The 13,335-nt window shown below is 53.3% G+C and carries 12 protein-coding genes and 1 pseudogene; 6 read left to right on the forward strand and 7 right to left on the reverse strand.

Annotated features, from left to right (window positions below; genetic code table 11):
* Positions 1-471: 471 nt before the first annotated feature.
* Positions 472-1,473, forward strand: a complete 1,002-nt coding sequence (locus CEK60_RS18635) for a 2-hydroxyacid dehydrogenase (RefSeq protein ID WP_089040266.1) — start codon at positions 472-474, stop codon at positions 1,471-1,473.
* A 30-nt stretch (positions 1,474-1,503) separates the two neighbouring features.
* On the opposite strand, the gene trmB is transcribed toward CEK60_RS18635, so the two are convergent.
* Genes trmB through thiS form a run of 3 tightly spaced genes read right to left on the reverse strand, consistent with a single transcriptional unit; the run spans position 1,504 to position 3,342 of the window.
* Complete coding sequence (trmB, locus tag CEK60_RS18640) at positions 1,504-2,274, reverse strand: tRNA (guanosine(46)-N7)-methyltransferase TrmB (protein ID WP_089040267.1); 771 nt, start codon at positions 2,272-2,274, stop codon at positions 1,504-1,506.
* Positions 2,275-2,286: 12 nt separating this feature from the next.
* Positions 2,287-3,081, reverse strand: coding sequence for a thiazole synthase (locus tag CEK60_RS18645; RefSeq protein ID WP_089040268.1), 795 nt, complete (start codon positions 3,079-3,081; stop codon positions 2,287-2,289).
* 39 nt (positions 3,082-3,120) lie between these two features.
* A complete protein-coding gene (gene thiS, locus CEK60_RS18650; RefSeq protein WP_009723207.1) occupies positions 3,121-3,342 on the reverse strand; it encodes a sulfur carrier protein ThiS in 222 nt (73 codons plus the stop codon).
* Positions 3,343-3,506: 164 nt separating this feature from the next.
* On the opposite strand from thiS, the gene CEK60_RS18655 reads away from it, so the two are divergent.
* Positions 3,507-3,884, forward strand: a complete 378-nt coding sequence (locus CEK60_RS18655) for a DUF423 domain-containing protein (protein WP_083007660.1) — start codon at positions 3,507-3,509, stop codon at positions 3,882-3,884.
* A gap of 8 nt (positions 3,885-3,892) precedes the next feature.
* Here CEK60_RS18655 and CEK60_RS18660 read toward each other — a convergent pair whose 3' ends face one another.
* The gene (locus CEK60_RS18660) at positions 3,893-4,315 is read right to left on the reverse strand and encodes a PaaI family thioesterase (protein ID WP_038479517.1); all 423 of its coding nucleotides are present in this window, start codon (positions 4,313-4,315) and stop codon (positions 3,893-3,895) included.
* A gap of 67 nt (positions 4,316-4,382) precedes the next feature.
* Complete coding sequence (locus CEK60_RS18665) at positions 4,383-6,557, reverse strand: malate synthase G (RefSeq protein WP_089040269.1); 2,175 nt, start codon at positions 6,555-6,557, stop codon at positions 4,383-4,385.
* 206 nt (positions 6,558-6,763) lie between these two features.
* Here CEK60_RS18665 and CEK60_RS18670 point away from each other — a divergent pair, with 206 nt between their 5' ends.
* On the forward strand, positions 6,764-7,744 hold the full coding sequence (locus CEK60_RS18670; RefSeq protein ID WP_089040270.1) for an alpha/beta hydrolase: 981 nt from the start codon (positions 6,764-6,766) through the stop codon (positions 7,742-7,744).
* Positions 7,745-7,847: 103 nt separating this feature from the next.
* Here the strand turns inward: CEK60_RS18670 and CEK60_RS18675 are convergent, their stop codons facing one another.
* Positions 7,848-9,158 (reverse strand): esterase-like activity of phytase family protein, encoded by a 1,311-nt coding sequence (locus CEK60_RS18675; RefSeq protein WP_232471401.1) that lies wholly within the window; start codon positions 9,156-9,158, stop codon positions 7,848-7,850.
* A gap of 218 nt (positions 9,159-9,376) precedes the next feature.
* Between CEK60_RS18675 and CEK60_RS18680 the strand changes: the two genes are divergently transcribed.
* Positions 9,377-9,958, forward strand: coding sequence for an NADPH-dependent FMN reductase (locus tag CEK60_RS18680; protein WP_193059364.1), 582 nt, complete (start codon positions 9,377-9,379; stop codon positions 9,956-9,958).
* On the opposite strand, the pseudogene CEK60_RS18685 reads toward CEK60_RS18680, so the two are convergent.
* Positions 9,955-10,620: pseudogene (locus tag CEK60_RS18685) on the reverse strand (ATP-binding protein); the annotation flags it as partial. The gene CEK60_RS18680 and the pseudogene CEK60_RS18685 sit on opposite strands and share 4 nt — an antisense overlap.
* A gap of 252 nt (positions 10,621-10,872) precedes the next feature.
* Between CEK60_RS18685 and CEK60_RS23055 the strand changes: the two are divergent.
* Positions 10,873-11,448 carry a TnsA endonuclease N-terminal domain-containing protein gene (locus tag CEK60_RS23055; protein ID WP_089040976.1) on the forward strand — a complete coding sequence of 192 codons (576 nt, stop codon included), beginning with the start codon at positions 10,873-10,875 and terminating at the stop codon, positions 11,446-11,448.
* 50 nt (positions 11,449-11,498) lie between these two features.
* Positions 11,499-13,334, forward strand: coding sequence for a Mu transposase C-terminal domain-containing protein (locus CEK60_RS18695; RefSeq protein WP_198361386.1), 1,836 nt, complete (start codon positions 11,499-11,501; stop codon positions 13,332-13,334).
* Position 13,335 lies beyond the last annotated feature (1 nt).

Raw genomic sequence — 13,335 nt, forward strand, 5'->3', positions numbered from 1 at the left:
CAGCCACGACAGAAACCGCCAGTTTCCTGTCATGGTTTCTCCCTCTCATTGCTAGTCACGGTCTTTTGCCGCTCCCTTGGAGCGGCTTTCTTTTTTTCTAGTGCCCGTGTTTGCTGAAACATTGGCAACCACGACGCTATTTCAAAGATCAGCGCCAGTTTCCTGTCATGGTTCCTCTTTCCTTGCTAGTCACGGTCTTTTGCCGCTCCCTTGGAGCGGCTTTCTTTTTTTCTAGTGCTCGTGTTTGCTGAAACATTGGCAACCACGACGCTATTTCAAAGATCAGCGCCAGTTTCCTGTCATGGTTCCTCTTTCCTTGCTAGTCACGGTCTTTTGCCGCTCCCCTGGAGCGGCTTTCTTTTTTTATAGCGGCATCTTTCTTTGATCTCGGTGAATACCTCTTGTGACGTTTGGGCAGACAATAGGCGAATTGCCTATGCTGATCATCTATCCAGAGCCAGGAGACATGCCATGCGCGTTGCCGTTTTTAGCGCTAAGCCTTATGACGAAACCTTCCTTACTCGTGCTAATGCCTCGAATCGACACGAATTAAGCTTTTTTGATGCGCGCTTGACCGTCGATACGGCGCCTCTCGCGAAAGGGTTTGAAGTTGTATGCGCTTTTGTAAATGACCATCTGTATGCGGACGTTTTAGAGCAGCTACACACGAGCGGCATACGATTGGTCGCACTGCGCTCGGCGGGCTTTAACCATGTTGACTTGGCGGCGGCCGAACGGTTGGGAATTACCGTGGTGCGGGTGCCCGCTTATTCGCCTCATGCCGTAGCAGAGCACGCGGCGGCCTTAGTGTTAAGCCTGAACCGCATGACCTATCGCGCTTACAACCGAGTGCGCGAGGGCAACTTTGCCCTAGACGGACTGCTGGGGTTCGATCTGCATGGCAAAACCGTGGGTGTGATTGGCACTGGGCAGATTGGCTTGATCTTTGCCAACATCATGCATGGCTTTGGCTGCCGAGTAGTTGCCAGCGATCCTTTTCCAAACCCGAATGCCGAGCCGTTTGTGGAGTATGTGCCGCTGGCGTCGCTTTATGCTCAAGCAGATATTATTTCGCTGCACTGCCCGTTAACACCCGATACTGATCACCTGGTTAACGTCGATGCCATCGCGCAAATGAAGCAGGGTGTGATGCTGATTAATACCGGACGTGGGCGAGTGGTCGATACTCAAGCGGTGATCGCTGGTTTGAAAAGCGGCAAAATTGGCCGCTTAGGGCTAGATGTTTACGAAGAGGAGGAGCAGCTGTTCTTCGAGGATCTATCGCACAAAGTGATCGATGATGATCAGTTCATGCGCCTGACGACCTTTCACAATGTGCTGATTACCGGTCATCAGGCTTTCTTCACTACCGAGGCGCTGACCAATATTGCCGAAACCACGCTGGCGAATATTGATGCCTTTGAAAGTGGTAGCGGTACGCTGCATCGCGTCGTCTACGATAAGCGAACGTAAACGACGCTGAGCTATCTTTAGTCGCTGTGTTTAAACGTCACGGCGGTAAATTAAATCCCATACGCCGTGGCCAAGTTTCTCGCCGCGGGCTTCAAACTTAGTTAGCGGGCGAAAGTCTGGGCGTGGAACGTAGGGCGCTGTGTCGGCGCTGGCGGTATTCGTATAGCCGGGTGCGGCGTCCATAACCTCAGCCATCCACTCGGCATAGGCTTCCCAGTCGGTCGCCAGGTGGAAGGTGCCGCCAGGTTTTAAGCGCGTACGAATCAGCTCAACAAACGCAGGTTGCACAATACGCCGCTTGTGGTGCTTCTTTTTCGGCCATGGATCGGGGAAAAAGAGCTGTAGCGTGGTTAATGAGTCTTCAGGCAGACACTGCTCCAGCACCGCTAAGGCATCTTCGCGGTAAACGCGCAGGTTAGTTAGGCCGCGTTTATCTACCTCATCCAGCAGCTTGCCCACACCCGGCGCGTGAACCTCGATACCGATAAAGTCGGTATCTGGGTGGCGTTCGGCTTGCTCGATGAGTGAGTTGCCCATACCAAAGCCAATTTCCACCACGCGCGGTGCTTGGCGGCCAAACAGGGTATCCAAATCTTGACGCCCATCGGCAATCGTCAGTCCTAAGCGTGGCCAAACGTCTTCTAAACCGCGGCTTTGCGCTGGGGTCATGCGCCCTGCGCGAATCACGTAGCTCTTAATCCCCCGCCGGTGTAGCGGGGCATCAGCATTTTCAGGGCCTGTGGTGTTGCTCTCAGCGCCAGCAGTGTTGCTTTCAGGCGTGGTGTCGTTCGTATCGGTCATGGTGTCTCTGTATCAGCCGTTAATTCGGCCTGCAAAAGGCGAAGAGGGATCGGCGCTCTGGCGGCGTGGCATACGGCCTGCTAAGAAGGCATCGCGGCCAGCTTCTACGGCCAGCTTCATGGCGTTAGCCATACGCAGCGGGTCGCGGGCGTGAGCGATCGCGGTGTTGAGTAGCACACCGTCACACCCTAGCTCCATTGCCATGGCGGCGTCAGAAGCGGTGCCGATGCCCGCATCGACCAGCACGGGTACACTGCTTTGCTCAACAATCAGGCGTACATTATGCGGGTTTTGAATGCCATGCCCCGAGCCAATCAGCGAACCTAGCGGCATGATGGCGCAGCAACCCATGGCTTCTAGTTCACGTGCCACAATGGGGTCATCACTGGTGTACACCATGACGTCAAAGCCATCAGCCAGCAGTGTCTCAGCGGCTTTTAGCGTCTCGACCACATTGGGATAGAGGGTGTGATCGTCGCCGAGCACTTCCAGCTTGACCAGGTTATGGCCGTCTAGCAGCTCACGCGCCAAGCGGCAGGTGCGCACAGCGTCTTTGGCGTTGTAGCAGCCCGCGGTGTTGGGCAACAAGGTGTAGCGCTGGGGGGAAACGACATCGAGCAGGTTAGGCGCGTCGGCATCCTGGCCTAAGTTGGTGCGGCGCACAGCAAAGGTGACAATTTCCGCGCCGCTTTGGGCAATGGCCGCGCCGGTCTCGGTAAAGTCTTTGTATTTGCCAGTACCCACCAGCAGGCGGGAGCTGAACTCGCGTCCAGCAACGGTAAACGGTGTATCAATCAGTGGCGTCATAGCGGTTCCTTTTGAAAGCAAAAACGGTGATGGGCTACGCTAGCCGCCGCCGATGGCGTGAACGACTTCTATCTGGTCGCCATTGGCTAAATGCGTTTGAGCAAGCTGGCTTTTGGGCACGATCTGTTCGTTAATTTCCACAGCGATACGGCGCCCGGTCAGGCCTAATTGCTCAATTAGATCAGCGGCGCTTAGGCCAGCTGCCAGCGTATGCGATTCGCCATTGAGCGTCAGTTGTATCGACTCATTAGGAGTAGGCATAACGGTAAGTGTCCCATTCGGTGAGGCAAAACATTGTCTATTGTAGCGGTTTCGCACCGCTCAAGGTATGTGACAACGTTAATCATCTCAGTGAAATATCGAGTGCGTATGTCGAGTACTTATCTCAAGTATTTATAACGAGTATTTATAAACAGGAGTAACGCATGCAGCGAGCAGACAAACCCTGGTGGTGCCTAGTCGCACTCTCAGGAGCATTAATGGTGATACTCGGGGCCTATGCGGCTCACGGGTTGGCATCGCGTACCACTGCTGCCATGGTCGACATCGTTGAAACTGGCGTGCGTTACCAAGCGTGGCATACGTTGGCCATGTTAGCGGTACTGGCTTGGCGCAGCCAGTGCCCTCAGCCAGGGCAGCGCATCGTGCTAGCGCTATGGGCGTTGGGTATCACCGCATTTTCGGGCTCGCTTTACCTAATGGCCCTAGTAGGGCTTAGCGTTGGTATTGTAACGCCCATCGGTGGTTTGCTGCTGATGGCAGGCTGGTTAGGCTTAGCCGTCACTGCGCTGCTCAGCCGTTAGCGCGGTGGTTAGCCAGTTGGGCTGTCTGGCAGCGCGTAGCTAGCGGTAATATGCGCAACCGGTTTAGTGTCATCGCTGGCAGAAAAAATCTGCACTTCGCCTACCGCTAAACGGCGGCCTAACTTGATGAGTTTGGCGTGAGCAACAATATCGTGCTCGCCGGAAGCGGCGCGTAAGAAATGGCAGTTCAAGTCACTGGTTACCGCCATGGCTTCGGGGCCTATTTGCGCCAAAATGGCCACATACAACGCCACATCGGCAAAGCCCATCATGGTCGGACCAGATACCCTGGGGCCAGGGCGAAGGTGTTGCTCACCGATGGTTAGTCGCAGGGTGGCACTCATCGCTCCAACGCTTTCAATTCTGCCCATCCGCTGGGGAAACACCTCATCTAAAAAGTGCTCAATCTGCTCGGCAGTCATTACGGTCATTATTATTGTCCTTTATAAAAAAGCCCCGAGGCATGCGCCTCGAGGCTGATGATACCGCAAAGCGCGTTTACTTCGCCTTATGTACCTGACGCCACGCGTGAAGTAGCGGTTCGGTGTAACCAGAAGGCTGTACGCGGCCTTTGAACACCAAGTCAGAGGCTGCTTTAAAGGCGGTTGAGCCTTCGAAGTCGGCGCTCATGGCCGTGTAGGTGGGGTCGCCAGCGTTCTGCTGATCAACCACTTTCGCCATACGCTTCAGCGTTTCTTCCACTCGCGGCGCATCGACAATGCCGTGGTGCAGCCAGTTGGCGATATGTTGGCTGGAAATACGCAGCGTAGCGCGGTCTTCCATTAGGCCAACGTTATGAATGTCCGGCACTTTTGAGCAGCCCACGCCATGTTCAACCCAGCGCACCACGTAGCCCAGAATGCCCTGACAGTTGTTATCCAACTCTTGTTGAATCTCCTCATCCGACCAGTTGGCATTTTCGGCTACTGGCACGGTGAGCAGGTCATCTAAAAAGTCGGGTTCGCCTTGGGCTTCCAGTTCGCGCTGTACGTCCGCTACGTTGACTTGGTGGTAGTGAAGCGCATGTAGCGTAGCCGCCGTTGGAGAAGGCACCCATGCCGTGTTAGCACCCGCTTTCGGGTGACCAATTTTTTGCTCTAGCATGCTATGCATCAGATCCGGCATTGCCCACATGCCTTTACCGATTTGAGCACGACCACGCAGGCCACAGGCTAAGCCTACCTGCACGTTGTTCTTCTCGTAGGCGGTGATCCACGCAGCGCTCTTCATATCGCCTTTGCGAACCATCGGGCCTGCTTCCATGGCGGTGTGCATTTCGTCACCGGTGCGGTCAAGGAAACCGGTGTTGATAAACACCACGCGAGAAGCCGCTTCAGCAATACACGCCTTCAAGTTGACAGTGGTGCGGCGCTCTTCATCCATGATGCCCATTTTCAGGGTGTCACGACTCATGCCCAGGATGTCTTCAACGCGACCAAACAGTTCGTTGGCGAACGCCACTTCTTTCGGCCCGTGCATTTTCGGCTTCACGATATACACTGAGCCAGCGCGGGAGTTACGCGGCTGATCGGCGTCTTTCTTCAGATCGTGCAGTGACAGCAGCGAGGTCACTACCGCGTCCAGAATACCTTCCGGCAGTTCGTTGCCATTTTCGTCCAGGACGGCAGGCGTGGTCATCAGATGGCCAACGTTACGCACGAACATCAGCGAACGACCCGGCAGTGTAACGGTGCTGCCATCAGTGGTTTGCCAAGTACGATCGGCGTGCAGCGTCCGCTTGAAGGTTTTGCCGCCTTTGTCGATGCTCTCTTCCAGGTCGCCCTTCATCAGGCCAAGCCAGTTGCTGTAAACACCGACTTTATCTTCAGAGTCGACAGCAGCAACGGAGTCTTCACAATCCATAATAGCGGTCAGCGCCGCTTCCACCACCACGTCTTTCACGTGAGCGGGGTCGGTTTTACCGATCGGGTGGCTGTCGTCGATCTGGATTTCCAGGTGCAGGCCGTTGTTAGTAAGCAGGATTGCTTCCGGCGCGGATGCATCGCCGTTAAAGCCGATCAGCTTGCCGGAATCTTTTAGGCCGGTTTCACGACCGCCTTCCAGACTAACGACCAAGTGGCCATCACGAATAGCGTATTTCACCGCATCGCGGTGAGAGCCGGTGGCCAGTGGGGCAGCACGATCAAGCACACCACGGGCATAAGCGATAACTTTTTGGCCACGTTTCGGGTTGAAACTGGTGCCTTTTTCAGCGCCATCTTCTTCTGAAATCGCATCGGTACCGTATAGGGCATCGTACAAACTACCCCAGCGGGCATTAGCGGCGTTCAGTGCATAGCGGGCATTGCTCACCGGTACCACCAGCTGCGGGCCTGCTTGAACAGCCACTTCACGATCTACATTGGCCGTGGTGGTTTTAACGCTACTGGGTGCATCCACCAGATAGCCAGCTTCTTTCAAGAAGCTGCGGTAAGCCGGCATATCGCTAACCGGGCCCGGATTTTCACGGTGCCAGACATCCAGTTTTTCTTGGAGCGTGTCGCGCTCTTCAAGCAGCTGGCGATTTTTCGGTGTCAAATCATGGAACAGGGCGTCAACGCCAGCCCAAAAGGTGCTTTCGTCGACACCAGTGCCCGGTAAAGCCTGCTCATTGATGAAACGGTCCAGGTCTGCTGACACCTGTAAACGGTGACGCGTGATACGCTCGCTCATGGGGTTCTCCTGTAAAGGTGCCCGTGGGATATTATCGTGCCACGGTCAGGGTAAATGTATATTTGTGGAAAATACTTCCACAACTGCGAGAGCATGTAAACAGTCTATGCCGTAAAGCAGCAAAATGATCGACCAAATGATGAGAGCGGTAGTGGTCTCCGCTATCATTCAGCCAATGGATAGGTGGCGTTCACGGAGAGACGTTAATGCATAATTTCCAACACCTGGAAGGCTTGTTTAGACAAGCAGCAGGCGAGTCATCGCTCTCCCAGCTTAGGCCGGGCGACACGCTAACGGACGCTGTGCATGACTATTTTCGCCACTACGGTTTAGAAACGCTACTAAACGATACCAGCGAAGTGCACGCGGGATTTATTGATACTGGACGCTTTGCTCTGTGGTGCCAAGTATGGAGCCCGCCTGTGCCCACGGGCACTGCGTTTGTGATTCATGGTTACTTTGACCATTTAGGCCTTTACCGCCATTTGCTCGGCTGCCTGCTGGCCAAAGGGTGGCGAGTGGTGTTGTGGGATCTTCCTGGTCACGGCCTTTCCAGCGGACCACGCGCCGACATTGACGATTTTGACGACTATCAGCACTGCCTTGCGCATTTACAGGCAACATTACAATGCCAGGGCATGGCCCCTACGCCGTGGCTAGGTGTTGGGCAGAGTACGGGGGCGGCCATCTTGGCGACCGACGCGCTCACTCGTCGTGAAACGGCAGGCTGGGCCGGTATTGTGCTGCTAGCGCCATTGGTACGCCCCTGGCGCTGGAGCCAGTCTAGCTGGCTGCACCTGATTGCCAGCCCTTTTCTAAAGGAGCTACCACGTAAGTATCGCCCCAACTCCACCGATGAGCAGTTTACGGCGTTCCTACGTGACCAAGACCCGCTGCAACCGGAACGCTTAAGCGTCGCCTGGATAACCGCGATGCGACGTTGGATGCCGCGTTTGCTAGCGTTAGAACCTAACCCACTGCCGACGCTTATTTTACAGGGTGAGCAAGATCTTACCGTCGATTGGGAGTGGAATTTGGCGGTGTTGGAGGAGAAGTTTCCCAATGCCGAGGTCCACCGCCATCCAGAAGCACGACACCATTTGGTCAATGAGGCCGATCCCATTCGTGAAGTGTTGTTTGAAGCTCTGGATGGTTTCGTAGATAACGTTGTTGAGGGCGTTCAATAACGTAAATGTTTAAAGCGCGGGGAGGGACAAGCTGAGGCTAGGGCGCTTGCGCGCGCCCTGCCTCAGGCCTATTTTCGCTACTGAGTTTCGTTACTGAGTTTCGTTACTGAGCGTTCAGAAAGTCCTCCACATCGAGCAGTATCAGCTCATTATCATCAGCGCGTCCTTGCTGGCGGCCAATCGAGAAAGGGTAGTTGTTGTCATTGGCGACCACGATGGTGCTCTCATCGACGCGATCGACGTTCTCAATGGTCACAAAGGGAAAGTTAAAGGTGCCGTTGATCGTGCCGCGGGGTGCGATGCCATCTGGATCCTGGATGTTCATCAGGTCTATATAGGCGATTTTCTCAAGCACTCCCTGCTCGTCTGTACGGTCGAGGTCGATAAGATAGATGCGTTTGAACTCAGCGGGATTGTCTGCCCACGCTTCTCGCGGGTCACCCTGGCGGCTATCACGCTCGATAATCAGGCCGCGTGTTCCGCCAATGAGATTGAAATCGCCAATCGCATGATCCGCTGACTCCAAGGGGTAGTAGCGGGTTGTGTCGCCCCATTCTCCGGTTTCAGTATCGAGCTCGAACATTCTTAATACGGGAGTGCCATCAATGGTTTCCGGGGCATTGGCGTTGCTGTCCCAGATCGGTTTTTCCAGCAAGGGATAGAGCGTTGTTTGGTCTTCGGAGAGCGCCATGCCTTCATAACCGCCGGAGCGAAACACCACCACCTCATCAGCGAGAGACGCGCCAGGGTTCGGGGTGAGGGTAAAAGCATTGTCAGGTGAGCGCATCAGAGTGCCGCCGGGGTCTGTGGCCAACACTTGCAGCACTTCGCCCTGATTATCGACCTGGATAATCCAGGGGCCGAACTCATCGCCAATCCAGTAGCTATCGCCCACCGGCTGTATCGATTCGATATCGAAATCAGCGCCGGTTAAAAAGCGACCAGGCGTGGCTTCATTCATAATCGGGAAGGGCACCTTGCGGTTTGGGTCCGATAGTTGAACGGTCTCCTCGATGATGACACGCCCGGTGTCCCAGTCAGTCTTTATGATGTTAAACATCAGAATGACGTCAGAGGAGTTGGCTTTGGAGCCAAAGCCGTTATCGGTTAATACCAAAAAACGGTCATCGCCTAGCGAACGAATACCTGAAAACCCCTGCAATGGCTGGCTGGGGAAAGGTAGCGCTAAGCCGGTGGCTTGCATGTTGGTATACAACTGCTCAGCACGGCCCTCTGGGCCAGTAAAACGGCCTGAAACGTTGTAGTGCTCAGCGGCGCCGGAAGGCGCCGCTACAAAGCTACTGCCGGGTAGCTGGGCATGGCCGGACAATGTGGCGCTAAAATCCTGCTGGGCGTACGCCGCACTGGTAAATACAAAGGCGAATAGGGCGGTCGCTAGTAACGGCTTAGTCATCACGGTTTCACTATTTAGGAAGAAAAAGTAGAGCAGTTTCAGCTTTTGCTAATTTTCACCCGTAATAGTGAAAGTTGAATGACAGCGTGCAGACGTTTTAATGGCGGCAAGCTTGCATATCGAGCCTAGCCGCTCATCAGCAAAAAACGCCTTGCTCAAAAGACACAAATGTTAAATGGTGAGGCTTTCAAACACGTTCTTATAAAGAGGAAATGGTAATGGCATCATCAGTAGCAAAAGTTCTCGTATTAGCGGGCAGTGCCCGTGAAGGTTCGCTTAACAAACAGCTCGCGAAGCTTGCCGCCAAGCGCATTGAGGCCTTGGGTGGAAAGGCTACCTTTATCGATTTAAAAGACTACCCTTGCCCGCTGTTCGATGAAGATATTGAAGCCCAGGGCATGCCTGATAATGTACTGAAGCTACGCGAAATACTGGCCGATCACCAAGCAGTGATGATCGCTTCGCCAGAGTACAACGGCTTTATCACACCGCTGCTGAAAAACACACTGGACTGGCTGTCACGACCCTACCAGGATACGCCGGGGCTCAAGTTATTTGCCGGTAAGTGGGCTGCGCTGGTAGCGGCATCCCCTGGTGGGCTGGGCGGTATTCGAGCATTGCCCCTTGGACAGCAATTGTTGGCCAATCTGAGTTTGACCGTACTGCCGCAGCCACTATCATTGCCGAAGGCAGGCAGTGCGTTTAACGAGTCAGGCGCGCTCAAGGATGAAGCGACGGGTGGAAAGCTCGACGCCTTATGCCAACGGCTTGTCGATGTAATGGCCAATCACCATCGCTAGGCACCTTTCAACAGCCTATCCAACTGCCGGTAGCCGATAGCCTCAATAAAGTGCGGCTGGGTAGGCTTGGGTTCGCCTTGTAGGTCGGCCAGGGTAAGCGCGACCCGTAAGACGCGGTGGTAAGCACGGGCAGAGAGCTTGAGCTTTTCCAGCACGCCTGCCAACCAGGCGCGCTCTTCATCGTTCAGCGCGCAGGCGGCTTCTAAGGCTTTGCCGCTTAGCTGGCTGTTGAGTGCGCCTCGTGCCATTTGGCGCTCTCTGGCGGCCATCACCCGCTCGCGCACGGCGCTGGAAGGTTCGCCTTGGGTTTGCGCGGTGAGCTGTTCGGGCGGCAGGGCGGGCACTTCTACTTGCAGGTCAATGCGGTCTAGCAGTGGGCCAGAAAGCCGTGCCTGATAGCGCTGAATCTGGCTAGCACTGCACTGGCAGCGCTGACGCGGGTCCCCCAAGTGGCCACAGGGGCAGGGGTTCATAGCGGCAACGAGCTGAAATTGTGCTGGGTAACGGCGTTCATGACTGGCGCGTGAGAGGTGAATTTCCCCCGTTTCCAGTGGCTGCCTTAACACTTCTAAGACGTTGCGCGAAAACTCCGGCAGCTCGTCTAAAAACAGCACACCGTGGTGAGCAAGCGAGATTTCCCCTGGTTTGGGTTTTGAGCCTCCTGTGAATTCCATTAAAAACAGCTACTAGTGCTATACTAGAACAATATCTTACGTTATTTTCGACAAGTAAATACGCTACTAATTGACACCAATATAAGCGACTGGGTGTCAAAACTACAAATATATAGGCGACTGGATATGAATCGGCCTGTTAGAGTTATTGGAACTAACCGAAGAAGCCTTACTGGGCAGGTTTCTTTCTTGCGAGGAGGTACTTGCAATTTTGAGTCATCATTAGAGCGCGATTTCCTGATGATCCTCGACTTTGATCCGTTGGTAGCTAGGGTTTGTGAGCAGCCGCTAACTATCAAGTATCTAGATGATGATCAAAAAAGGCGCCAGTACACGCCCGATATGCTCGTGACTTACTTGGATGACGCAGCGCCAATTCTGTATGAAGTTAAGTATCGAGAAGATTTGAGAGATAATTGGCACATCTTGAAGCCTAAATTTCAGGCAGCTATACGCTATTGCAAGCAGCAAGGTTGGAGCTTTCGCATTGTGACTGAGCGAGAGATTAGAGGTTCAGGCCTATTGAACAATGCACGATTTCTAAGGGCCTATAGGGACTTGGCAGAGGACTCGGCTACCGCTACTCACTTGGCTAGAACCCTTGCTGTGCTCGGTGAGACAACACCTGAAATTTTACTTACAGCTGCTTATGCGAATGAGGAAAAGCGTATGTGTGCGCTTAGTTGTTTATGGCAAATGATCGCTATAGGCCGGGTTCATGCTGACCTCATACGCCCATTAAACATGTCCAGCCCCATATGGATTACTAACGGAGAAGGTTTTTTATGGCTACAGAGCCCGCTTTTCTATCGGTAACTACTGGGTCTGTGATAACAGCCAATGGCCGTACCTATAGAGTTTCGCACTTGTTGGATACAGCAACCCTCCTTGCTAAAGATACCGACACTGGAGAGGTGCATCGTCTCTCTGCGCATCAGCTTCGTCCCGTAACGGATATAGAGCTTGAAGAAGGTGGTGTTGCTGAAGGAAAGGATTTATCCGAGATCGATGACGAAGACTGGCAAGTTGCTCAGCAGCGATTTGCAGCAATCCGTCCTCTACTTGACGATCCATTTCGTACTCGTGCAAAGGCAGAGCAGTTAGCAGAAGAAGCCGGTGTTCACGTTGCCACTTTATACCAATGGGTTAAGGACTATCACGAGGCTGGCCATATTTCAGCATTGATACCAGCCCCGCGAGGCCGCAAGCCAGGTACGAAAAAGCTCGATAAGAAAGTCGAGGCAATCATCGAAGGGGCGATCAATGACTTATATTTGAGTCGGCAACGCTACAAGCCCAGTGACGTTATTGTTACTGTGAAAGCGCATTGCAAACAGGCTGGCTTACCTCTTCCGCACGCAAATACCATTCGTAACCGCATTAAACAGATTTCGACCCGTGAAACGATGAGACGCCGCGGGTTACGAGATAAGGCGCGTGACACCTTTGCTCCTATCAGGGGAGAGTTTCCAAATGCGGATTTCCCTCTTGCTGTTGTTCAAATAGATCATACGCCTGCTGACGTTATTCTAGTTGATGAAGAGCATCGCCTAGCGCTTGGCCGACCGTGGATAACTCTGGCTATTGATGTCTTTTCACGAATGGTGGTGGGAATCGCGGTTAGCATGGAAAAGCCAAGTGCTGTCTCAGTAGGTTTGTGTGTGTCCAATGCCATGTTGCCTAAGCACGAATACCTTGCAAACCTGGAGGTGGGGCTAGAGTGGCCAGTCTGGGGGAAAATGCGTGTTCTGCATGCTGATAACGCAAAAGAATTCCGGGGGAAAATGCTGAGGCGGGCTTGCGAGCAATATGGTATCGACCTGCACTTACGTCCTGTAAAGCGTCCCCATTATGGCGGACATATTGAGCGTTATATGGGCACTGCGGCAAATGAAATACACACGTTACCTGGCACAACATTCTCGAATGTAGAGCAGCGAAAAGGATATGACTCAGAAAAAGAGTCAGCGCTTACCATTCGTGATTTTGAACAGCACTTAGTTGAATTCATCGTTGGGGTTTATCACCAGCGTAAGCATTCTGAATTAAATATGCCGCCAATGCGCAAGTGGCAACTCGGTATATTAGGGGACTCAAAGCAGCCGGGCTTAGGGATGCCTCCTATACCGACTGACCCTACGCGTTTGAAACTAGATTTCCTTCCTCTATATTCGCGCAGCGTCCAGCGTTATGGCATCCAGTTAGATGAAATTAATTACTACCATGAGGTGTTGAACCCTTGGATTGGTTCAAAAGACCCCGAAAATCAAACGAAGGCTCGTTCATTTACTATCCGTCGTGACCCACGCGATATCAGTAAAGTCTATTTCTTCGACCCTGAAAGTGAGATCTATTACATGGTCCCTTATCGGGATCCTACTCGCCCAGCGATTAGCGTATGGGAGTTACGGGCAGCAACGCGCCGCATTCGAGAGGAAGGACTGCGGCATGTTGATGAGGATGTGATTTTTGAGACCATTCTCAAGATGCGTCATCGTGTTGAACAGGCCGTCACGAAAACGAAGCAAGCAAGACGTCAGATGGCTCGTATCAATACGACGAAGAAACTCGCTAAGAAGGCTGAACCTTTTGAAAATCAATCACCTGCTGAGAGTTCTTTTCCTGATCCATCTCAAACAGAGGTGCAAAGTGAGATTGATATATTCGCGCTGCCGATAGAACCATTCGATGACGATGCCTAGG

This window comes from Halomonas sp. N3-2A, assembly GCF_002216165.1.
Lineage (GTDB): Bacteria > Pseudomonadota > Gammaproteobacteria > Pseudomonadales > Halomonadaceae > Vreelandella.

What these genes read in the sequence shown, in the direction of transcription:
- CEK60_RS18635 (WP_089040266.1), top strand. Translation starts at nt 472, where the DNA reads ATGCGCGTTGCCGTTTTTAGCGCTAAGCCTTATGACGAAACCTTCCTT.
- trmB (WP_089040267.1), bottom strand. Translation starts at nt 2,274, where the DNA reads ATGACCGATACGAACGACACCACGCCTGAAAGCAACACTGCTGGCGCT.
- CEK60_RS18645 (WP_089040268.1), bottom strand. Translation starts at nt 3,081, where the DNA reads ATGACGCCACTGATTGATACACCGTTTACCGTTGCTGGACGCGAGTTC.
- thiS (WP_009723207.1), bottom strand. Translation starts at nt 3,342, where the DNA reads ATGCCTACTCCTAATGAGTCGATACAACTGACGCTCAATGGCGAATCG.
- CEK60_RS18655 (WP_083007660.1), top strand. Translation starts at nt 3,507, where the DNA reads ATGCAGCGAGCAGACAAACCCTGGTGGTGCCTAGTCGCACTCTCAGGA.
- CEK60_RS18660 (WP_038479517.1), bottom strand. Translation starts at nt 4,315, where the DNA reads ATGACCGTAATGACTGCCGAGCAGATTGAGCACTTTTTAGATGAGGTG.
- CEK60_RS18665 (WP_089040269.1), bottom strand. Translation starts at nt 6,557, where the DNA reads ATGAGCGAGCGTATCACGCGTCACCGTTTACAGGTGTCAGCAGACCTG.
- CEK60_RS18670 (WP_089040270.1), top strand. Translation starts at nt 6,764, where the DNA reads ATGCATAATTTCCAACACCTGGAAGGCTTGTTTAGACAAGCAGCAGGC.
- CEK60_RS18675 (WP_232471401.1), bottom strand. Translation starts at nt 9,158, where the DNA reads ATGACTAAGCCGTTACTAGCGACCGCCCTATTCGCCTTTGTATTTACC.
- CEK60_RS18680 (WP_193059364.1), top strand. Translation starts at nt 9,377, where the DNA reads ATGGCATCATCAGTAGCAAAAGTTCTCGTATTAGCGGGCAGTGCCCGT.
- CEK60_RS23055 (WP_089040976.1), top strand. Translation starts at nt 10,873, where the DNA reads ATGATCCTCGACTTTGATCCGTTGGTAGCTAGGGTTTGTGAGCAGCCG.